Source organism: Plantibacter sp. ME-Dv--P-095 (assembly GCF_030209365.1).
Classification (GTDB): Bacteria; Actinomycetota; Actinomycetes; order Actinomycetales; family Microbacteriaceae; genus Plantibacter.
The window spans coordinates 94,224-114,902 of record NZ_JARVSB010000009.1; the positions used below are offsets into that span (position 1 = coordinate 94,224).

Here is a 20,679-nt window from a genome sequence, read left to right on the forward strand (position 1 = left end):
GCGCGTCCACCGGTGCCGCTCGCGTGTCTCGTTCCCGAGACGGTCGGCGCCGGGCGTCACCGCTTCCGGGAGAACGCCTCGAGTCGATCGGCAGGGCTCAGTGCCGCCATGCGCTCGATGAACGCCTCGCTGAACGTGTCGGCGGTGACGAAGTCGCCGAGTGGGACGGTCGAGTGCGTGATGCGGTCGTCGTACACGTGGACGAGGTTGAAGGACTGCCCGCCGAACATCCCGTTCACCTCCGTGGACGGGAGCGAGAGGTTCATCGAGTAGCAGCTGGCACTGGCGACCTGGACCGGGATGCCTGCGAAGGTGCTCGAGGTCGAGTAGTGCAGATGACCACCGAGGATGGCCCGGACGTCGCTGCCCCGGAGGACGGCTTCGAGCCGGTGCTGGTCGCGGAGCTCGAGGATGTCGAAGAAGGGGACGCTCGACGGCACCGGCGGGTGGTGCATGGCGAGGATGCTGCCGAGCGGCGCCGGCGTGCTCAACACCGACTGCAACCACGCCAACTGCTCGTCCTCCAGCTCACCGTGGTGCCACCCCGGCACGGTCGAGTCGAGACCGATCACCCGGAGTCCACCGAAGTCCCACACCGCGTCGAGCGGCTGCTCGCCCGCCGGCAGGTCGAGCAGCTCCGTGCGCATGACCGAGCGTTCGTCATGGTTGCCCATGAGCCAGACGATCGTGGTGCCCAGCCGTTCGGCGACCGGTTCGACCCGCTCGCGGAGCCGCCGGTAGGCGTCGGCCTCACCGAGGTCGGCGAGGTCTCCCGTGAAGACCATCGCGTCGGGTCGGAGCCGCATGCGTTCGACCTGCCGGAGCGCCTGTTCGAGGTTCGCCTGCACGTCGACCGCGTCGTAGAGGCGACGGCCGTCGGCCAGGAGGTGCGGATCGCTCAGGTGGACGATGACGCGGCTGGGTGCCGGATACTGGCCGAATCGGACGTCGGGAGTCATGCCCCGAGTCTAGGACGCACCCCCGACGAGACCGGATCGTCCGCCGCCGACAGCGGCGGACGCCGGCTCAGGACGCGACGCCGAGCAGCTGCTCGATGGGCCCGCGGGCGAAGAACACGAGGAAGCCGGCCGCCACGATCCAGAGCAGCGGGCTGATCTCCCGTGCCTTGCCGGACAGCGAGCGCAGCACGACCCAGGCGATGAAGCCTGCGCCGATGCCGTTGGCGATGGAGTATGTGAGCGGCATGACGACGACCGTCAGGAACACCGGGAGCGCGACGGAGAACTCCGTCCACACGATGTCCTTGATCTGCGACATCATGAGCGTCCCGACGATGACGAGGGCGGCAGCGGCGACCTCGGACGGCACGATCTGGGTGAGCGGCGTGAAGAACATCGCGAGCAGGAACAGCACGCCCGTCACCAGGTTCGCGAGGCCGGTCCTGGCTCCCTCGCCGATCCCGGCACCGGACTCGATGAACACGGTCGACGAGGAGGACGACGTGGCGCCACCCGCCACCGCTCCGACGCCCTCGACGATCAGTGCCGATCGCAGCCGCGGGAAGTCGCCCTTCGCGTCCGCGACGCCGGCCTCCTTCGAGAGCCCGGTCATGGTGCCCATCGCGTCGAAGAAGTTCGTGAACACGAGGGTGAAGACGAGCATGAGCGCGGCGAGGACACCGATGCGCTCGAAGCCACCGAAGCTCACCTGGCCGAGCAGGCTGAGGTCGGGCAGGCCGACGACCTGGGTGGGGAGGGTGGGCACGCTGAGGTTCCAGCCGCCGGCGTTCTCGCCACCGTTCGAGGCGCCGACCTTGAAGACGGCCTCAGCGATGATCGCGATGATCGTCGAGGCGACGATGCCGATGAGGAGGGCGCCCTTCACCTTGCGGGCCACGAGCACACCGGTGAGGAGGAGCGAGACCACGAACACGGCGGTGGGGACCGTCGCGACGGAACCCTCGATACCGAGGCCGACCGGCGGGGATCCGGCGCCCGTGGAGCGTACGAAGCCGGCATCGACGAAACCGATGAAGGCGATGAACAGGCCGATGCCGACCGTGATCGCGATCTTCAGCTGGATGGGCACCGCGTTGAAGATCATCGCGCGGAGACCGGTCGCCGCGAGGAGGACGATGATCAGACCGTTGATGACGACGAGGCCCATCGCCTCGGCCCAGGTGACCTGGCCGACGACGCTGACCGCGAGGAAGGAGTTGATCCCGAGCCCTGCCGCGAAGGCGAACGGCAGACGTGCCACGAGGCCGAAGAGGATCGTCATGACGCCGGCGGTCAGGGCGGTGACGGCGGCGACCTGCGCGAAGCCGAGTTCACCTCCGGTGACGTCGGCCGAACCGCTCAGGATGATCGGGTTGAGGATGACGATGTAGGCCATCGCGACGAAGGTCACGAGGCCACCGCGCACCTCGCCTCCGACGGTCGAGCCGCGCTTGCTGATCTCGAAGAAACCGTCGAGACGCTCTCGGAACGAGCGCGGAGCGGTGGGCGTCGTGGTCACTGGACCTCCTGGGTCTGCATCGAAGCAACCAGCGTACCGGCACGGCGGACCGCCCCGCGACGACCGGGATGCAAGGGTCCCGCTACGATCGGCTGGACCCCTTAACCCGCACCCTCCCACGGAATCGAGCTCACATGGCGCTGCCCTGGACTCTGCACGGCGACGGCAAGCACGTCCCGACCCACGCGATCGTCGGCCCCGGAGAACGGCTCAGCTGGCCTCGGACGATCGGGCTCGGGATGCAGCACGTCGTCGCGATGTTCGGCGCGACCTTCCTCGTGCCCGTCCTCACCGGCTTCCCGCCCACGACCACCCTCTTCTTCTCGGGCGTCGGCACCATCCTGTTCCTCGTCATCACGAAGAACCGTGTGCCCAGCTACCTCGGTTCCTCCTTCGCGTTCATCGCCCCCATCTCGGCCGCCGTCGCGAGCCAGGGCATGGGCAGCGCCCTCTTCGGCATCCTCGCGGTGGGGCTCCTCCTGGCGCTCGTCGGTGTCATCGTGCAGGTCACCGGCACCGGCTGGATCGACGCGCTCATGCCGCCGGTCGTCGCCGGCGCCATCGTCGCGCTCATCGGGTTCAACCTCGCCCCCGCGGCGAAGAACAACTTCGTGGAGGCTCCGGTCACCGCCCTTGTGACGCTCGCGGCCGTGATCCTCTCGACCGTGCTCTTCCGCGGCATCCTCGGCCGTCTGTCGATCGTGATCGGCGTCGTGGTCGGGTACGTCGTCGCGGCGATCCGGCAGGAGATCGACTTCTCGAAGATCGCCGACGCCGCCTGGGTCGGCCTTCCCGAGTTCCATCTCGCGGACAACCCGATCTCGAACCCGGCGGTCTGGGCCGTCCTCCCGGCGTTCCTCCCCGTCGTGCTCGTCCTCATCGCCGAGAACGTCGGGCACATCCGGGGCGTCGCACAGATGACCGACGCCTCCGTGAACAAGCAGACCGGTCGCGCGCTCCTGTCAGACGGTCTCGCGACGATGCTGGCCGGCTTCGGCGGCGGTTCGGGCACGACGACCTACGGCGAGAACATCGGTGTCATGGCCGCGACGCGCGTCTACTCGACGGCGGCCTACTGGGTCGCCGGCCTGTTCGCGGTCCTCCTCGGCCTCTCCCCCAAGGTCGGTGCGGTCATCAACACCATCCCCGCAGGTGTCCTGGGCGGTGTCACGACGGCCCTCTACGGGCTCATCGGCATCATCGGCGTGAAGATCTGGCTCGACAACAGGGTCGACTTCTCGAAGCCTGTCAACCAGTTCACTGCGGCCACGGCGCTCATCATCGGCATCGCCGACTTCACCTGGGTGGCGGGCGGCGACGTCAGCTTCAACGGGATCGCGCTCGGCACGATCGCGGCGATCGTCATCTACCACGTGATGACGGTCATCGGCCGCTGGCGCAAGACCGCCTGACCCGGGGCTCTCATCCGTCTGCCAGCGCGGTGCGCTGGCGTCGGCGCGGGTCATTGCCGCGATCCTTGGGCGGCCAGCGCGGTGCGCTGGCGTCAGCGCGGGTCACACCCGTGAGCGCGGGTCTCCGGAGTACCGCGCTCGCGCGTATGACCCGCGGCCACGCCGCGTAGGTACGGTTCGCGTCAGCGCACCGAGCTGGCGACCCCGCACGGATCGGTGCCGGCGTGGTGGCCCGCGCTCGCGTCAGCGCGGTGCGCTGGCGGACCTGAGCGGGTCAGCCCTGGTGGAAGAACGGGACGATCAGGTAGATGCCGAAGAGCACCGCGGCTGCACAGAGCGCGAAGCAGGCGTAGGCACCGGCGCGGGCCAGGTTCTGCTGTGCGGGCGTCAGCGGGTTCTTGCGCGAGGCCTTGGCGGCACGCTTCGCCGCCTTCGCAGCCTCCTCCGGCGTGATGACGGTGATCGCGTCCGTGAACTCGGCCGGCGCGACGACCGGGATACGTCCGGCGGTGGTGAGCAGCCGGAGCCCGAAGGAGTACAGGCTGACCACGGCGGTGGCGCCGACGAGCGACGTTGCGAACACGATCAGGAATGCTGCCCAGTCGATCACTTCTTCACCTTCTTGGGCTTGGGGTTGCGCTTGATCTTGACGGCGCGACCGGAGTCGGCGACCTCGCTGACGACGTTGCTGTGGTCGACCTGGTTGCGGCGCGAGATGAGGAAGATCGTGAGGATCACGCCGATGCCGACGACGGCGTCGACGATGATGCCGAAGAGCCCGAGGTGTGCGACGGCGGCGGCCAGGGCGCCGACGATGCCGGCGGCGGGCAGGGTCATGAGCCAACCGAGCGCGATGCGTCCGGCCGTCCCCCAGCGGACCTTCGAACCACGACGCCCGAGACCGGAACCGATGACGGACCCGGAGGCGACCTGGGTGGTCGAGAGAGCGAAGCCCAGGTGGCTCGACGCGAGGATCGTCGCGGCGGTGCTCGTCTCGGCGGCGAAGCCCTGCGCCGGCTTCACATCGGTGAGCCCCGTACCGATCGTCTTGATGATGCGCCAACCGCCCATGTAGGTGCCGAGGGCGATGGCGAGCGCGCAGACGACGATGACCCAGAGTTCGGGGCCGGTGCCGACGGCCTGCACCCCGACCGCGATGAAGGTGAGCGTGATGACGCCCATCGTCTTCTGTGCGTCGTTGGTGCCGTGTGCGAGGGCGACGAGGGAGGAGGAGAAGATCTGCGCGTACCGGAAGCCGTCGCGGCCGTCGGGTTTGCCGTCGTAGCGTCGCGTGATGCGGTACGCCAGCTTCGTGGCCGAGTACGCGACGAGGCCGGCGGTGACCGGGGCGATGAGCGCCGGGAGGATGACCTTCGAGAGGACGACGCCGAAGTCGATCGAGCCGAGGCCGGCGCCGACGATCGCAGCGCCGATGAGCCCGCCGAAGAGCGCGTGGCTCGAGGAGGACGGAAGGCCGAGGAGCCACGTCAGCATGTTCCAGACGATCGCGCCGATCAGGCCGGCGAAGATGAGCTCCGGCCCGATGCGGATACCGCCCTCACCCTCGCGGATGAGCCCTCCGGAGATGGTCTTCGCCACCTCGGTCGAGAGGAACGCACCGACCAGGTTGAGGATCGCGGCGAGCAAGACGGCGGTCTTCGGTTTCAGCGCACCCGTGGCGATCGGCGTCGCCATGGCGTTCGCCGTGTCGTGGAACCCGTTCGTGAAGTCGAAGAACAGGGCCAGTGCGATGACCAGCACGACAGTCAGGGTAACGAGTTCCACTGGTGTCTTTCTCGAGGCGGAGCGAATACGGACACAGTGCTCCCCGACGAGGTGGGTGGGGGGAATTCACGTGCTGGATACCGGCGGTTCATCCGCCGTACACGATCCTTACACCCTGCCCGGTCGAGGTCAACTCGACACCGATCAGCGTCCGCCGCCCCCGCCTCCGCCGCCGCCACCACCCGCGAAGCCGCCACCCGTCGAGCCACCGGAGGAGCTCGCGCCTCCGCTCGTCGACCACGACGCGGACGTGCTCGACGCCGATCCGGAGAAGCCGGAGAAGGCGTTCGCGAACATCGCCGCCTGGAACGGCGTGTTCGAGTCGTACCAGGACGGCGCGCTCCCGGCCTGTTCGTAGCGGACACCGAGTTCCTTGGCCCACTCGCGCTCCACGCCCCAGAGCACGGCGAAGGGTAGGAGCCGTTCGGTGAGCCGGACGAGCTGGCCGGGGTCGCCGAGGTCCACCCGTTCCGCACCGTCTGGGCTCTGCAGCATGCGGAAGCGGTCCTGCTCCGCCAGCTCGAGGTAGTCGCGGAGGCCGAGCAACTCGTCACGCGCCTCGGCGCCGGTGGCGGTGAGCGGTTTCGGCGCGATGGCCAACACGATCCCCGCGAGCAGCGCGATGCCGGTCACGAAGAGCGCGGCAACGGACCAGCCGTTGTCCGCTCGCTGGGCGTAGGCGACCCCGAAGAAGACGATCCCAGCGACGCCGATGACGGCGAGCGCTCCCACGATGATCCACGCCCGCCCCGCCGGGACCGAACGTCGAAGGCCGCGGTCGAGCGCGGTCTGCTTGGCGGCCGCGAGTTCCGCGGTGACGGCCTTGCCGAGCGCCGGATCCACCTGCTTCATCTCCCGTGGCCGTTTCCGGTCGGGGAAGAGCGCGGCCAGCACGCGCCGTTCCTGCTCGTCCGTCGCGCTGTCGTCGAGGTACTGCAGGGAGTAGTCCTTCTTGCCAGGTCCGTCCACGATCCGGAGCTTGCCGCGGACGGCGAGGCTGACGATCTGGGCGGCCATCGACGAGGCGGCACGGCCGGCGAGGTCGCCCGCCAGCAGGAGGTTCATCTGCTTCGGGACGGAGTACTGGGGCACGATGACGCCGCGACCGGGGTGGTCCCGCCAGAACCGCAGTCGGATCCACAGGAGCGCACCGAGCCCCGCGGCCGACAGCGCGCCGAGGGCGATCGGGACGATGGAGAAGACCGGCGCCTCACCCGGTCGGGCCGGCTGGGCGAAGGTGCCCGGCTCGAAGCCGATGGCGACCGTGAGCGTCTGCCGAGCCTGGAGCGGGACGGAAGCGGTCGTGAAGACGTCGGCGTCCGCGTCCTCCGCCTGGGCGAGGTCGCACGGTGAGCTGTCGTCGGGATCGCCGCGGTAGCAGGCGCCCTCGCCGGTGAGTGCGTCGGCGATGTCGGCGTCGACGCGCACGGTCATCTGCGCGTCCACGAACGGCTGGTCCCAGCCGGTGCCGGGCGCGTCCCAGTAGAACTCGTCCGCACGGGTGTCGCGATAGGCCCCGACCACCCCGCGCTGGGTGTACGTGATGACGTAGCTCTGCGTGCCACGGACGTAGTCGTCCGTGCCGAGCGACAGCTCGAGGAAGTCGCCGTCGCGGTCGGCCTCCCATTCGACGGGAGCACCGTCGGCGTCGGTGACCGACACGATCTCCGTGTGCAGTGGCGCCCGGTCGAACTCGTCCGGGATCGCTCGGATGATGCCCTTGTTCTGGTCGGACTCGGGGAACTCGGCGACGAAGGTCTCCACCGCCCGGAGTTCGGCCTGGCCGTCATCGCCCCGGGAGAGGGTGTACTCCCCGTCGAAGGACGAGAAGGTGAAGTCGGACACGTCGGCGCGGGTGGCTGCGACAGCCGGTTCCGCCGTCGCCGTCATCACGACGAGCGGCGCGAGGACCGTCAGGAGCAACGCGACCAGGACGGGTCGTGATGCTCGCGGCTGGATCGGGGGCTGGCTGCGACGTCGGGGCTTCACCCCGCCAAGTCTAGGAGGAGGGTCCGGCGGGTGCGTGGCCGCACCCGCCGACGCTCACATCTCCTCGTGCGTGTTCGGGTCGCCGTCGAAGAGCCGGCCGTCTGCACGACCGAGTGCGGTGATCGCCTGGACCTCCGCGTCGCTCAGCTCGAACCCGAAGATGTCGAGGTTCGTCCGCTGCCGTTCCGCGGACGCGGACTTCGGGATCGGGAGGACGCCGCGCTGGTGGTGCCAGCGGAGCACGACCTGGGCCGGCGAGACGTCGTGCGCTGCGGCGGCAGTCGCGACGGGCTCCTCGGCGAACGGCGCCTGTGCCTTGCCGAGCGGGCTCCAGGCCTCCGTCAGGACGCCGTGCTCGCGGTGGAACGCGAGGAGGTCCTCCTGCGGGAAGTACGGGTGCAGCTCGACCTGGTTCACGGCCGGCAGGACACCGGTCTCGTCGGCGAGCCTCGTCAGGAACTCCTCCGTGAAGTTCGAGACACCGATGCTGCGGACGAGGCCCTCCCGCTGCAGCTGGATCATGGCCTTCCACGACTCGACGAAGCGGCCGACGGAGGGGTTCGGCCAGTGGATGAGATAGAGGTCGATGCGGTCGAGGCCGAGCGATGCCAGCGAGCCGCGGCACGAGGTGATCGTCTCCTCGAAGCCGTGGTCGCGGCCCGGGAGCTTCGTCGCCACGACCAGCTCGTCCCGTGGGACGTCGGTCTCGCGGACGGCGGCTCCGACCGCGTCCTCGTTCCGGTAGTTGACGGCGGTGTCGAGGAGTCGATAGCCGGCGTCGATCGCGGACAGCGTGGCGTCGGTGCCCTCGCTCCCTCGCAGGGGGTAGGTGCCGAAGCCGATCGCGGGGACGCTCGAACCGTCGTTGAGCTCGAAGGTGGGGATGGTCGTCATCCCCCAACGCTAGACCCGTCGGCCCGCGGATGGCTCCGAGCGGGCTGGGAGGGTTCAGCCTCGACTAGCGTTGGACCATGGCGAAGCTCTCTGCCCCACGTGCCCAGACCCGACCGACCGAACGCACCCATCACGGCGACACCGTGGTGGACCCGTACGAATGGCTCCGCGAGAAGGACTCGCCGGAGGTGATCGAACACCTCGAGGCCGAGAACGCCTTCACGGCTCAGGAGATGGACCACCTCGCCGCCCTGCGGGAGCGCATCTTCCAGGAGATCAAGGGACGCACCCTCGAGACCGACCTGTCCGTCCCGACCCGTGCGGGTGACTGGTGGTACTACGGACGGAGTGTCGAGGGCCGCCAGTACGGCATCCAGTGCCGGGTGCCCGTCTCGGACGCCGACGATTGGACCCCGCCGACACTGCCCGAGAGCGGCGCGGCCCCGGGTGAGCAGATCATCCTGGACGCGAACGTCGAGGCGGAGGGGCACGAGTTCTTCTCCCTCGGCAGCTTCGACGTCTCCGACGACGGCTCCAGACTCCTCTACGGGGTCGACGTCGAGGGCGACGAGCGGTACACCGTCCGGGTCCGTGACCTCGCGACCGGCTCCGACCTCGACGACGAGCTCCTCGGCACCGCCGGTGGCGCCGAGTTCTCCCCCGACGCGTCCGCGATCGTCTACACGACGGTCGACGAGAGCTGGCGGCCCGACACCGTGCACCTGCACCGGGTCGGCACGGCTCAGTCCGCGGACGTCGTCCTCTTCCACGAGCCGGACGAACGGTTCTGGGTGGGTGCGGGCTTCACCCGCAGTCGCGCCCTGCTCCTCATCGAGGCGGGATCGTCGGTCACGAGCGAGACCCGGTCCGTCCCCGCCGATGCGCTGACCGAGGAGGCGCGCATCGTCTGGCCGCGGACGGAGGGCGTCGAGTACAGCGTCGAGCACCGCATCGCCGACGGCGCCGACCGTCTGCTCATCCTCCACAACCGCGACGCCCCCGACTTCGAACTCGTCGAGGTGCCGCTTGACGATCCACTGCAGGAACCGCGCGTCGTGGTCCCCCACAGCAGCGAGCGCCGACTCGAGGACGTCGAGGCGTTCGCCACGGTGACGACCGTCGCCTACCGGCGCGACGGCCTGACGCGGATCGGTCTCCTCGACGCGACGACCGGCGACATCGAGGAACTCGGCTTCGACGAACCCCTCTCGAGCGTCGGCTGGCACGGCAACGGCGAATGGTCGCAACCGATGCTGCGATTCGGGTACGGCTCGCTCGTCACGCCGTCGACCGTGCTCGAACTCGACCTCCGCTCGGGCGAGCGGTTCGTCCGCAAACAGCAGCCTGTCCTCGGCGACTACGACCCGGCGCGGTACGAGCAGTTCCGCGAGTGGGCGACCGCCGCCGACGGGACGCGGGTGCCCGTCTCCATCGTGCGTCGGCGCGACCTCGAGGGCCCAGGGCCGCTCCACCTCTACGGCTACGGCTCCTACGAGGCGAGCATGGACCCGTCGTTCTCCATCGCCAGGCTGTCGATGCTCGACCGCGGCGTCACCTTCGCGATCGCGCACGTCCGCGGCGGTGGCGAGCTCGGCCGGCACTGGTACGAGGACGGCAAGAAGCTGCGCAAGCAGAACAGCTTCAGCGACTTCGTCGACGTGGCCGACCACCTCATCGCCGACGGCTGGACGACCGCCGGGCAGTTGGTCGCCGAGGGCGGCAGCGCGGGCGGCCTCCTCATGGGCGCGGTCGCGAACCGCGCGCCGGACCGGTTCGCGGGCATCCTCGCCGGCGTCCCGTTCGTCGACGCGCTGACGAGCATCCTCGATCCGTCGCTCCCGCTGACCGTCATCGAGTGGGACGAGTGGGGTGACCCGCTGCACGACGCCGAGGTCTACGCCTACATGAAGGCGTACAGCCCGTACGAGAACGTCGACCCGGCGAAGCAGTACCCGCGCATCCTCGCGACGACGAGCCTCAACGACACCCGTGTGCTCTACGTGGAGCCCGCGAAGTGGGTGGCCAGACTCCGCGACGCCGGTGCGCCCGCACTCCTCAAGATCGAGATGAGCGCCGGCCACGGCGGGGTGAGCGGGCGGTACAACGCTTGGAAGGAGCGCGCTGAGGAACTCGCGTGGTTGCTCGACGTGCTCGGCCTCGCCGAGACCGACGCCGCGTAGGCGGACAGCCGCGTAAGCGGACAAGACGACGCCTCCACCCCGAGCGGGGTGGAGGCGTCGTCTCGTCGTCGGGCGCCTAGCCGAAGAGGATGGCCGCCTCGTCGTAGCGCTCCTGCGGAACCGTCTTGAGCTTGCCGAGGGCCTCCTCGAAGCGGCAGTTGACGAGCTCGGTGCCACGGAGGGCGATCATCGTGCCCCAGTCGCCGGCCATGACCGAGTCGATCGCCGCCATGCCGAGTCGGGTGGCGAGGACGCGGTCGTACGCGCTCGGCACGCCGCCGCGCTGCAGGTGGCCGAGCACCGTCGCGCGGGATTCGATCCCCGTGCGACGTTCGATCTCCGGTGCGAGGACGTCGGCGATCCCGCCGAGCCGGGGGCGGTTGAAGGCGTCGAGCCCCTTCTCGGAGTGCGCGGACTCCATCGTGTCGAGGGTGAAGCCCTCGGACACGACGATGATCGGCGCACGCCCGCGCTGGTAGACGCTGTCGGCCCACTCGCAGATCTGCTCGATGGACTGCGGCTGCTCAGGGATGAGGATGGCGTGCGCGCCGGCGGCCATGCCGGCGTGCAGGGCGATCCACCCCACGTGACGGCCCATGACCTCGATCACCATGCAGCGCTTGTGCGATTCGCCGGTGGTGCGCAGGCGGTCGATGGCCTCGGTCGCGATCTCGACGGCGGTGTCGAAGCCGAAGGAGTAGTCGGTGGCGTCGAGGTCGTTGTCGATGGTCTTCGGGACGCCGACGATCTTCAGTCCGGCGTCGGTGAGCCGCTTCGCCGCAGCGAGCGTGCCCTCGCCGCCGATCGCGATGAGGGCGTCGATCCCGAGGCGGTCCATGGTGTGCTGCACGTTCTCCGGGCCGCCGTGCGGGCCCTCGAACGGGTTCGTCCGGCTGGTGCCGAGGATCGTGCCGCCCTGTTTGGCGAGCCCGCGCACACTGTGGCGGTCGAGTGGCATGGTCAGCCCTTCGACCACACCTCGCCATCCGTCGCGGATGCCGATGAACTCCTGGTTGTGGATCTTGGTCCCCTTGAGCACCGCACCTCGGATGACCGCGTTCAGGCCGGGGCAGTCGCCGCCGCTCGTGAGCACACCAATTCTCATATCAACAGTCCTCATGGGGATCGGGGCACCACCGGTGCCGGAAGTCATCCCCGACAATACCGTCTCGCCGCCGGTGGTCGATCCAGCACGTGTCGGAGCTCTCGCGAGCCGGGGTTAGGCTGCTGGGATGAGTGCCGACGACTACCTCCCCGCCGATGGCGGCATCACCATGTTCTCCACCACCTGGTGCGGATACTGCGCCCGGCTGAAGCACCAGCTGTCGGCCGCAGGGATCCCCTTCACCGAGATCGACATCGAGCAGGTGCCGGGGACGGCCGAGCTCGTCGCCTCCCTCAACGGTGGCAACCAGACGGTCCCGACCGTCATCTACCCGGACCGTTCCACCGCGACGAACCCGTCGCTCGCGCAAGTGAAGACCGCACTCGGCGTCTGAGCACCGCGAGCTCCGACCGGGTGGCGTTGATCGCCGCCCGGTCGGACACACCGGGCGTCAGCCGCCCAGGGCCTCGCGCAACAGGTGGACGAGGGCGTTCAGCTGCACGGAGTCGACCGAGGCCACATCCTGATCGCTGCCGTCGAGCGCACGGGCCGCGAGCCCCTGCTTGCTGTCGATGAGTTCGGCGACCTTGGAGTCGATCGTGTGGGCGGCGATGATGCGCCACGCGGTGACCGGCTCCTCCTGACCGATGCGGTGCACGCGGTCGATCGCCTGCGTCTGCTCCGCGGCCGTCCACGACAGCTCGGCGAGCACGACGTTCGACGCCGCCTGGAGGTTGACGCCGACGCCCGCCGCCGTGAGCGAGCAGACCGCCACCGCGACCTCGGGGTCGGTGTTGAAGGCGTCGATCGCGGCCTGGCGCGCCTGCGTGGTCTGGTCGCCGCGGAGCGACACCGTCTTCAGACCGCGACCGGCGAACAGCTGCTCGGCGGCGTTCATGACGTCGATGTGCTTCGCGAAGAACACGACCTTGCCGACCGAGCGCGCGAGCTGGGCCGTGTAGTCGGCGGCGAGGACCGCCTTGGCCTGACCGATCTTCCGGATCATGGTGAACACGTTCTCGGTACCGCCGGCGGCCTTCGACTCGTCGAGTTCCGCCTGGGCGACCATGCGCATGAGTTCGGTGTTCGGGTCGTGCAAGGCGTCGACGCGTTCTCCGCGGGACTCCAACACGCGCACGTAGCGCGACTTGAGACGTTGTCCGAGCTCGGCCTCGGCGTCGCGGATCGACCGGATCGCCTCGTCGTCGAGCTCGACCGGCAGGTCAGCGACCCGCTTCGCGGGGAGGTCCTTCGCCACGTCGAGCTTCTTCCGGCGCACGATGCCCATGTCGATGACCGCTGAACGGGCCGCGGCGTAGAAGGCGTGCTCAGCCGGCGTGAGGCCGGTGTCCTCGAGCCGCTCCATGAGTTCGGCGGTCGGCTTGCCGTCCTTGATCCAGCCGAGGAACTGCCAGATGGCGTTGAAGTCCTCGACGTCGTTGATGAGCGGCGTACCCGTCAGCGCGAGCAGCAGCGGGTCCTGGCCGGGCGTCGCCTTCCGGATCCGGTTCGCGAGGGACAGCACGTGCTGCGACCGCTGGGAGTGGAGGTTCTTGATGAAGTGGGCCTCGTCGACCACCATGCCGCGGAAGCCGAGGGTCCCGAGCCAGGCGAGGTGGCGGTCGAGGACCTCGTAGTTCACGATGATGACGTCGGCGAAGGCGTCGAGGGCCTGGCCGTCGCCGTGGATGACCGTGGCCCGGCGGTGCGGCGTCCACCGCTCGACCTCGCGCGCCCAGTTCATCTTCACCACGTTCGGGACGATGACGAGCAGCGGGTAGGCCTCCGCCACGGAGGCGGCGAGGACGGACTGCGCCGTCTTCCCGAGCCCTGGCTCGTCGGCGAGCAGGAAGGAACGATGCCCCTCCTTGACGCTCTCGACGAACCGCGCCTGGTGCTTCATGACCTCGAGGCCACGGGGCGAAAGGCGGTCGAGCTTGGGCGCGTCGGGGAGGTCCATCGAGGCCGCTCCCCCGCCGGAACCGAGTTCGAACGCCTTGTACAGCGGGCCCATGAGCTCCCAGCTGTCGAGGCGACGACGCACGGTCGGCTGCGGTGCCGCCTGGCTGAAGTCGGGGGCGAGGAACGGGTTGGCCAGCTGACGCGCCTTCACCGACTGCGGGATGACCTGCTTCTCGGCGAGCTCGGCCGGGACGACCGATTCCATGACGGGCTTCTCGACGGTGATGATGAGCTCGTCGGCGCTGAGTTCGGCGCCCGACTCGAGCAGCCAGTCACGGCGGAGTCGCTGTGCGACCGGGCTCGTCGCGGCGTCCGCCTCGAGGAGCTGGATGAGCGAGGTGTCGCGCGCCGCGGTCTTCGCGAGGATGGTCGCGACCCCGTCGAGGCGCTTGAGGAGCTCGGCGCGGGTGGCGTCGCTGTAGCTCGTGTCGGCCTTGACCCGAGCGCGCTCCTCGCGGACCAGGAACGCGATGACCTGGTACTTGGTCCGGTTGGTGGGACCGACCTTGCCCTTCTGCGCCTTCGCCTCGACCTCGCGCACCTTGCGGGCGAGGATCGGGATGATGGGCGCGTCGTCGTCGTGGCGCGACGAGGACCCTCTGGGGTTCGAGCGGCCAGATGAACGGGTGCTGGAACGCCCCTGGGAACGGCGTTGCTGGCCGGTGTGCGGCATGCTCCTCCTGAGCAGTCGAGAATGCCTCATCGGCCGAGGGGCCGGAAGAGACGGGCGTCGGGCCCGACTGGTCGTCGTGGAGCAACAGAGCGTTGCACGAGACCGACACGGGCGCCCGACGGGCGTGTACCCAGTCTACGCCATCGGCCGCATCGCTCGCGAGCGCTCAGTCGGCGGCGTCCTCGAGGAGTCCGAAGCGCTCCAGCTCGGCGTCGTCGAGCATGCGCGAACGGATGAGGAAGCGTTGGCCCGTGGGCGCCTCGACGCTGAACCCGCTCCCCCGGCCCTGGACCACGTCGATCGTGAGGTGCGTGAACTTCCAGTACTCGAACTGCGAGCGCGACATGTACACCTCGACGGGCGCGTCGAGTCCCACGACGTCGAGGGTGTCGAGCAGGACGTCGACCGCCCCGGTGCGGAACATCCCGACGGGGTAGCACATGGGTGAGCTCCCGTCACAGCACCCGCCCGACTGGTGGAACATGAGCGGCCCGTGCACCGCGGTCATCTCGCGCAGGAGCGCGGCAGCGGTCTCGGTGACGTCGACCCGTCCGGTCATGGTGTGTCCTCCGTCGTCTCATCAGGGGGTCTCCGATCGGCCGCACCGGTCCCGGGGCCTGGTGCACGGGTGGCGCGACTCGAACGCGCGCCACCCGCGGACCGGTCGATCAGAAGAAGCCCATCGGGCCTTCCGCGTAGCTGACCAGCAGGTTCTTCGTCTGCTGGTAGTGGTCGAGCATCATCTTGTGGTTCTCGCGGCCGATACCGGACTGCTTGTACCCGCCGAACGCCGCGTGCGCCGGGTACTGGTGGTAGGTGTTCGACCAGACCCGACCGGCCTCGATCGCCCGGCCCGCGCGGTAGAGCGTCGTCGCCTCCCGACTCCAGACACCGGCGCCCAGGCCGTAGAGCGTGTCGTTCGCGATCGAGATCGCCTCGTCGTAGTCGGCGAAACTCGTGAGCGCGAGCACCGGGCCGAAGATCTCCTCCTGGAAGATCCGCATGTCGTTGGTGCCTTCGAACACGGTCGGCTGGACGTAGAACCCGCCGCTCAGTTCACCGCCGAGGTCGGCGCGTTCGCCACCGATCAACAGCTTCGCCCCACCCTGCTTGCCGATGTCCATGTAGGACAGGATCTTCTCGAGCTGGTCGTTCGACGCCTGGGCGCCGATCATGGTGTCCGTATCGAGCGGGTTGCCCTGCTTGATCTTGCCGATGCGCACGAGCGCGTCGCCCACGAAGCCGTCGTAGATCGACCGCTGCACGAGCGCCCGGCTCGGGCAGGTGCAGACCTCGCCCTGGTTGAGGGCGAACATGCTGAAGCCCTCCTGCGCCTTCTCGTAGTACTGGTCGTGCTCACGCGCGACGTCCTCGAAGAACACGTTCGGGCTCTTGCCCCCGAGTTCGAGCGTCACCGGGATGAGGTTCTCGCTCGCGTACTGCATGATGAGGCGGCCGGTCGTGGTCTCGCCGGTGAAGGCGATCTTCCGGATCCGCGGGTGGGACGCCAGCGGCGCACCAGCCTCGATACCGAAGCCGTTGACGACGTTGAAGACGCCGGCGGGCAGCAGGTCCTTCACGAGGTCGACGATCAGGTGGATCGAGGCCGGGGTCTGCTCCGCCGGCTTCAACACGACGCAGTTGCCGGCGGCGAGCGCCGGCGCGAGCTTCCACACCGCCATGAGGATCGGGAAGTTCCACGGGATGATCTGCCCGACGACGCCGAGCGGTTCGTGGAAGTGGTAGGCGACGGTGTCGTGGTCGAGTTCGGAGATGCCGCCCTCCTGGGCGCGGATGGCGCCGGCGAAGTAGCGGAAGTGGTCGATCGCGAGCGGGATGTCGGCGGCGAGGGTCTCGCGGACCGGCTTGCCGTTCTCCCAGCTCTCGGCGACCGCGATCTCCTCGAGGTGCTCCTCCATGCGGTCGGCGATCCGGTTGAGGATGACGGCGCGCTCGGCGACGCTGGTCTTCGACCACGCGGGGAACGCCTTCCATCCCGCCTCGACGGCGCGGTCCACGTCGGCCGCGGTCCCTCGGGCGATCTCGGTGAAGACCGCGCCGGTGACGGGCGTCGGGTTCTCGAAGTACTGTCCGTTCGCTGGCGGGACGTACTCGCCCCCGATGAAGTGGTCGTAGCGCGGGGCGTAGCTGAACACGGCACCTTCGGTACCCGGGTTGGCGTAGACGGTCATGGCACTCCTTGTCGACGACGTTGTCGGTGGCCGCACCGCTCAGGTGCGTGCGGCCGACGCTAGCGGCGGGCAGGTTGCATGAGGTTGCATCACCGCTCGACGTGGGTCAGCGGTCAGCTCGCCGCGAGATCGGTTTCGAGCGCCTCCACCCGTGCGACGATCCCCGCCCGTTTCGGCGAGCGCGGCGGGAGCGCTCGCAGGCAGGCGTGGAGGACCTCGAGGTCGTCGGGGGCCGCGGCGCTCCCGAGGTAGTCGTACAAGAGGTCGGCCGATGCATCGGTCAGCATCGCCTCGCGGAGCCTGGTCGCAACCAGCTCGCGCAGCTCGACGATGCCGGGCGCGGTCGAGTCGGGGAGCAGCGGGCCGGGGTAGGCGGCGAGCGCAGCCCGGTGGGCGCCGCGGTCGAGGAGCGACAGCACCTGGTGGGCGTCGAGTTGGAGGGGTGCGGTGAGGCGGTACGGGCGTGAGGCGGGGACGAGTGTCGGCGCGGCCGCGGTCAGCACCCTCCGGAGTCGCACGAGTTCCGCCCGCAGGGTGACCGGTGCCTCGTCGGCGTCGTAGAGCCGGTCGGCGAGCGCCTCGGCGCTGAGGCCCTGTCGGTGCCAGGACAACAGCGTCAGGATCTCGGCGTGACGGCGGCTGAGTTCGGTCGGCCGTTCCGCGCCGTGGCCGACGAGCATCCCGGTGTCGCGGCCGAGCACCTGTAGTCCCGGCCGGACCAGGGTCGGACGGGGCGTCTCTCGACGACGGCCGAGTCCGGCCGAAGAGCGATCGGCGAGCGCCCGCAGGCGTTGCACCATGATCTCGGATTCGACGGCGGCCGCGGTCGCCTCCATGAGCGGAAGTGCATGCGAGGCGACGGCCTGCGGTCCTCCAGTGATGTCGATCACCCCGATGATCCGTCTGGTCTCCGGGTCGTGCACGGGCACCGCTGTGCAGCTCCACGGATGCACGAGCCGGTTGAAGTGCTCGGCCGCGTGGATCTGGATCCCGTGGTCGAGCTCGAGTGCGGTGCCCGGCGCACTCGTACCGACCTCGCGCTCCGACCAGCCGGCGCCCTCGACGAACAACATGCCCTCCGCCCGACGGCGCAGGTGACGGTCACCGTCGACCCAGAGCAGTCTGCCCATGGCGTCGCCGACCGCGACGAGCATGCCGGAGTCGTCGTCGGCGTCCTCGACGAGCAGCCGCGTGATGACCGGGAGGACGCCGGCGAGTGGATGACCGAGCCGGTGGTCGCGCAGCTCGTCCTCGTCGAAGGCGAGCTCCGGCATGAGGTTGTCCGGGTCGAGGTGACGGCCCATCGACCGCTCCCACGACTCGCGGACGAGCCGCCGCACGAGTCCGCGCTGCGCTTCGGCACGCGCCGGGGCCGCCAGCCAGGGACTGGTCACCTCACCACCACCCATCCACGTCGACCGGTTCTGCGGACAGTGTAACCGCCGCAGCCCGGCAGGTGACGGATGTCCTCAGGCGGCCGGACGGAACCGCCGGAGGCGCAGGCTGTTGAGCACGACGAACACGCTCGAGAACGCCATCGCCGCGCCCGCGATCATCGGGTTGAGGAGCCCGAGCGCGGCGAGCGGGATCGCCGCGACGTTGTACGCGAACGCCCAGAAGAGGTTGCCTCGGATGATGCCGAGGGTCCGTCTCGACAGCCGGACCGCGTCGACGGCGGTGGCGAGCGACCCGGAGACGATGCTGAGGTCGGCGGCGCTCTTGGCCGCGTCGGTCCCCGTCCCCATGGCGATCCCGAGGTCGGCGGTCGCGATCGCGGCCGCGTCGTTCACCCCGTCGCCGATCATCGCGACGCGGTGACCGTCCGCCTGCAGGCGTTCGACGGCGGCGACCTTGTCCATCGGGCTCGCGTCGGCGATCACCTCGGTGATCCCGACCTCGGCCGCGACGCGGGCGGCGACGGCCGCGTTGTCACCGGTGAGCAGCACCGGAGTCATCCCGAGCGCCACGGCACGCTGGACGGCGGCCCGCGCCTCCGGCTTGACGGTGTCGGCGACCTCGACGATCCCGCGGACCTCGCCGTCCCAGGCGACGACCACGACGGTGCTCGCGCGTTCCGCTGCGGCCCCGAGCGCCGCCGTGGCCGCAGCTCCGGTTCGGAACCCCTGGTCCTCGGCGAAGGCGGGTCGTCCGACGAGGACGGTCCCTCCACGGACGGTCCCGGTGACCCCGAGGCCTTCGAAGCTCGCGAAGTCCGAAACCGCCGGGGGTGTTCCACGTCGACGTGCGGACTCCTCGACGATCGCCTCGGCGATGGGGTGCTCGGAGTCGGCTTCGAGCGCTGCGGCGAGGTCGAGCGCCGCGTCGGCGGCACCCTCCGCCCAGACCTCGGTCACGCTCATCCGACCCGAGGTGATGGTCCCGGTCTTGTCGAGCAGGACACGGTCGATGCCGCTCGCGCGTTCGAGAGCCTCCGGTCCGGCGATCAGGATGCCGAGCTGCGCCCCTCGACCGGTGCCGACGAGGAGGGCGACCGGGGTGGCGAGGCCGAGCGCACACGGGCAGGCGATGATCAACACGGCGACGGCCGCGGTGAAAGCGGCCTGCACCGACGAGCCCGCGGCGATCCACACGATCGCGGTCGCGACCGCCGTGACGAGCACGATCGGCACGAACACACTGGAGATGCGGTCCGCGAGGCGTTGGATGCGACTCTTCCCGAGCTGAGCGGCCTCGACCGCTTGCGCCATGCGTGCGAGCCTCGTCCGGGTGCCGACGGCGGTGGCCCGCACCACGAGCGATCCGCCGCGCGCGATCGTCCCACCGGTGACCGGCGAACCCGCCGTCTTCTCCGCGGGGACCGACTCCCCCGTCATGAGGCTCTCGTCGACGCTCGCCGCGCCCTCGACGACCGTGCCGTCGGTCGCGACCGACTCGCCCGGCCGCACGAGGAAGAGGTCACCGACGAGGAGGCGGTCGACGGGGACGCGCTCCTCCTGGCGGGTCGCCGCCATCAGGTCGCTCGGATCGGCGGCCCGCTCTCGCAGGATGGACACCTCGGAGGCTCCGGCCGTCATCAGCTCGCGGAGCGCCGCCCCGGCGCTGCGCTTCGATCGTTGCTCGATGAGGCGCCCGGCGAGGAGGAACACGGTGACGCCCGCGGCCACCTCGAGGTAGAGGGCACCGGACGGGTCGGCGTCGGGGGCGAAGAAGGTGAACTCGTGGCGCATGCCGGTCATCCCGGCCATGCCGAAGAAGAGCGCCCAGAGCGACCACAGGTACGCCGCCCCCGTCCCGAGGGTGATGAGCGTGTCCATCGTCACCGAGCCGTGACGCAGCGTGGCGAACGTCGCGCGGTGGAACGGGTAGCCGCCCCAGAACACCACGGGCGTCGCCAGCGTGAGCGACAGCCACTGCCAGTGGTCGAACTGCCAGGCGGGGACCATGGCGAGCAGGATGACCGGGAGGGCCAGCACGGTGCTGACGACGAGTCGGGTGCGGAGGGTCGTCACCGTCGCCGAGGGGTCGGACTCGGACTCCGGCGTCGGGGCATCGTCGCGGTGTGCTCCGGAACGCTCGTCCGCGCCGGGACGCACCGTCGCCGTGTACCCGGCCTTCGCGACCGCCGCGACCAGCTCGTCCGCGGTGACGGCCGCCGGCGCCGTGACCGTCGCGCGCTCGGTCGCGAGGTTCACCTGCGCCTCGACGCCGTCGAGCGCCGTGAGCCGCTTCTCGACCCTCGCCACACAACTCGCGCACGTCATGCCCGCGATGTCGAGATCGAGGGTCTGCAGCGGCGCGCTCATCAGCGACGACCGACGAGGGTGTAGCCGGCCTCCTGGACGCCGGCACCGATGGCCGCCTCGTCGGACGACGAGGTTCCGGCCACCGTGACCGTCCCCGCCTCGAGGTCCACGACGACCTCGTCCACGCCGGACAGCGCGGACAGCTCGGACGTGACAGCCGACACGCAGTGCGCGCAGGTCATGCCGTCGACCCGGTAGGTGGTGGTTGCGGTGGTTTCGGACATGCGTCCTCCTCAGTGACTCGG

The 20,679-nt window shown here is 69.8% G+C and carries 16 protein-coding genes; 3 read left to right on the forward strand and 13 right to left on the reverse strand.

Translation table 11 applies throughout. From position 1 onward, the window contains the following. Positions 1-56: 56 nt before the first annotated feature. Together QRN26_RS12635 and QRN26_RS12640 are read right to left on the reverse strand one after the other, a co-directional pair. On the reverse strand, positions 57-959 hold the full coding sequence (locus QRN26_RS12635; RefSeq protein ID WP_285037112.1) for a phosphodiesterase: 903 nt from the start codon (positions 957-959) through the stop codon (positions 57-59). Positions 960-1,026: 67 nt separating this feature from the next. Beyond that, on the reverse strand, positions 1,027-2,478 hold the full coding sequence (locus tag QRN26_RS12640; RefSeq protein WP_285037113.1) for an NCS2 family permease: 1,452 nt from the start codon (positions 2,476-2,478) through the stop codon (positions 1,027-1,029). A gap of 134 nt (positions 2,479-2,612) precedes the next feature. On the opposite strand from QRN26_RS12640, the gene QRN26_RS12645 reads away from it, so the two are divergent. Beyond that, positions 2,613-3,890 (forward strand): uracil-xanthine permease family protein, encoded by a 1,278-nt coding sequence (locus tag QRN26_RS12645; RefSeq protein ID WP_056781867.1) that lies wholly within the window; start codon positions 2,613-2,615, stop codon positions 3,888-3,890. A gap of 274 nt (positions 3,891-4,164) precedes the next feature. Here QRN26_RS12645 and QRN26_RS12650 read toward each other — a convergent pair whose 3' ends face one another. The 4 genes from QRN26_RS12650 to QRN26_RS12665 form a co-directional block, all read right to left on the reverse strand. Next, positions 4,165-4,500 carry a hypothetical protein gene (locus QRN26_RS12650; RefSeq protein WP_056012254.1) on the reverse strand — a complete coding sequence of 112 codons (336 nt, stop codon included), beginning with the start codon at positions 4,498-4,500 and terminating at the stop codon, positions 4,165-4,167. Then, on the reverse strand, positions 4,497-5,675 hold the full coding sequence (locus QRN26_RS12655; protein WP_056012257.1) for an inorganic phosphate transporter: 1,179 nt from the start codon (positions 5,673-5,675) through the stop codon (positions 4,497-4,499). The genes QRN26_RS12650 and QRN26_RS12655 overlap by 4 nt, the downstream gene beginning before the upstream one ends. Positions 5,676-5,819: 144 nt before the next feature. After that, complete coding sequence (locus QRN26_RS12660) at positions 5,820-7,664, reverse strand: DUF2207 domain-containing protein (protein ID WP_157580458.1); 1,845 nt, start codon at positions 7,662-7,664, stop codon at positions 5,820-5,822. A 54-nt stretch (positions 7,665-7,718) separates the two neighbouring features. Continuing rightward, a complete protein-coding gene (locus QRN26_RS12665; protein WP_056012263.1) occupies positions 7,719-8,558 on the reverse strand; it encodes an aldo/keto reductase in 840 nt (279 codons plus the stop codon). A gap of 77 nt (positions 8,559-8,635) precedes the next feature. On the opposite strand from QRN26_RS12665, the gene QRN26_RS12670 reads away from it, so the two are divergent. After that, positions 8,636-10,738, forward strand: coding sequence for a S9 family peptidase (locus tag QRN26_RS12670; protein WP_285037114.1), 2,103 nt, complete (start codon positions 8,636-8,638; stop codon positions 10,736-10,738). A 76-nt stretch (positions 10,739-10,814) separates the two neighbouring features. Here the strand turns inward: QRN26_RS12670 and QRN26_RS12675 are convergent, their stop codons facing one another. Next, positions 10,815-11,843, reverse strand: coding sequence for a 6-phosphofructokinase (locus QRN26_RS12675; protein WP_056012269.1), 1,029 nt, complete (start codon positions 11,841-11,843; stop codon positions 10,815-10,817). A 127-nt stretch (positions 11,844-11,970) separates the two neighbouring features. Here QRN26_RS12675 and QRN26_RS12680 point away from each other — a divergent pair, with 127 nt between their 5' ends. After that, positions 11,971-12,237: a mycoredoxin gene (locus QRN26_RS12680; RefSeq protein WP_056012271.1), complete on the forward strand. Its 267-nt coding sequence runs from the start codon at positions 11,971-11,973 to the stop codon at positions 12,235-12,237. 57 nt (positions 12,238-12,294) lie between these two features. Here the strand turns inward: QRN26_RS12680 and QRN26_RS12685 are convergent, their stop codons facing one another. From QRN26_RS12685 to QRN26_RS12710, 6 genes are all read right to left on the reverse strand, one after another. After that, on the reverse strand, positions 12,295-14,478 hold the full coding sequence (locus tag QRN26_RS12685; protein WP_056781862.1) for a DEAD/DEAH box helicase: 2,184 nt from the start codon (positions 14,476-14,478) through the stop codon (positions 12,295-12,297). Between the two features lie 166 nt (positions 14,479-14,644). Beyond that, a complete protein-coding gene (locus tag QRN26_RS12690) occupies positions 14,645-15,037 on the reverse strand; it encodes a DUF779 domain-containing protein (RefSeq protein ID WP_056012276.1) in 393 nt (130 codons plus the stop codon). 109 nt (positions 15,038-15,146) lie between these two features. Continuing rightward, positions 15,147-16,670 (reverse strand): acetaldehyde dehydrogenase ExaC, encoded by a 1,524-nt coding sequence (gene exaC, locus QRN26_RS12695; RefSeq protein WP_056012279.1) that lies wholly within the window; start codon positions 16,668-16,670, stop codon positions 15,147-15,149. A 113-nt stretch (positions 16,671-16,783) separates the two neighbouring features. After that, positions 16,784-18,064, reverse strand: coding sequence for a GAF domain-containing protein (locus QRN26_RS12700; protein ID WP_285037115.1), 1,281 nt, complete (start codon positions 18,062-18,064; stop codon positions 16,784-16,786). 75 nt (positions 18,065-18,139) lie between these two features. Next, positions 18,140-20,434 carry a heavy metal translocating P-type ATPase gene (locus QRN26_RS12705; protein WP_285037116.1) on the reverse strand — a complete coding sequence of 765 codons (2,295 nt, stop codon included), beginning with the start codon at positions 20,432-20,434 and terminating at the stop codon, positions 18,140-18,142. After that, positions 20,434-20,658, reverse strand: coding sequence for a heavy-metal-associated domain-containing protein (locus tag QRN26_RS12710; protein ID WP_285037117.1), 225 nt, complete (start codon positions 20,656-20,658; stop codon positions 20,434-20,436). Before QRN26_RS12710 ends, QRN26_RS12705 begins: the two co-directional genes overlap by 1 nt. Between the last annotated feature and the right edge of the window lie 21 nt (positions 20,659-20,679).

Coding starts and splice junctions, on each gene's coding strand:
- QRN26_RS12635 (WP_285037112.1), bottom strand. CDS start 959: ATGACTCCCGACGTCCGATTCGGCCAGTATCCGGCACCCAGCCGCGTC.
- QRN26_RS12645 (WP_056781867.1), top strand. CDS start 2,613: ATGGCGCTGCCCTGGACTCTGCACGGCGACGGCAAGCACGTCCCGACC.
- QRN26_RS12665 (WP_056012263.1), bottom strand. CDS start 8,558: ATGACGACCATCCCCACCTTCGAGCTCAACGACGGTTCGAGCGTCCCC.
- QRN26_RS12670 (WP_285037114.1), top strand. CDS start 8,636: ATGGCGAAGCTCTCTGCCCCACGTGCCCAGACCCGACCGACCGAACGC.
- QRN26_RS12675 (WP_056012269.1), bottom strand. CDS start 11,843: ATGAGAATTGGTGTGCTCACGAGCGGCGGCGACTGCCCCGGCCTGAAC.
- QRN26_RS12680 (WP_056012271.1), top strand. CDS start 11,971: ATGAGTGCCGACGACTACCTCCCCGCCGATGGCGGCATCACCATGTTC.
- QRN26_RS12685 (WP_056781862.1), bottom strand. CDS start 14,478: ATGCCGCACACCGGCCAGCAACGCCGTTCCCAGGGGCGTTCCAGCACC.
- QRN26_RS12690 (WP_056012276.1), bottom strand. CDS start 15,037: ATGACCGGACGGGTCGACGTCACCGAGACCGCTGCCGCGCTCCTGCGC.
- exaC (WP_056012279.1), bottom strand. CDS start 16,670: ATGACCGTCTACGCCAACCCGGGTACCGAAGGTGCCGTGTTCAGCTAC.
- QRN26_RS12705 (WP_285037116.1), bottom strand. CDS start 20,434: ATGAGCGCGCCGCTGCAGACCCTCGATCTCGACATCGCGGGCATGACG.
- QRN26_RS12710 (WP_285037117.1), bottom strand. CDS start 20,658: ATGTCCGAAACCACCGCAACCACCACCTACCGGGTCGACGGCATGACC.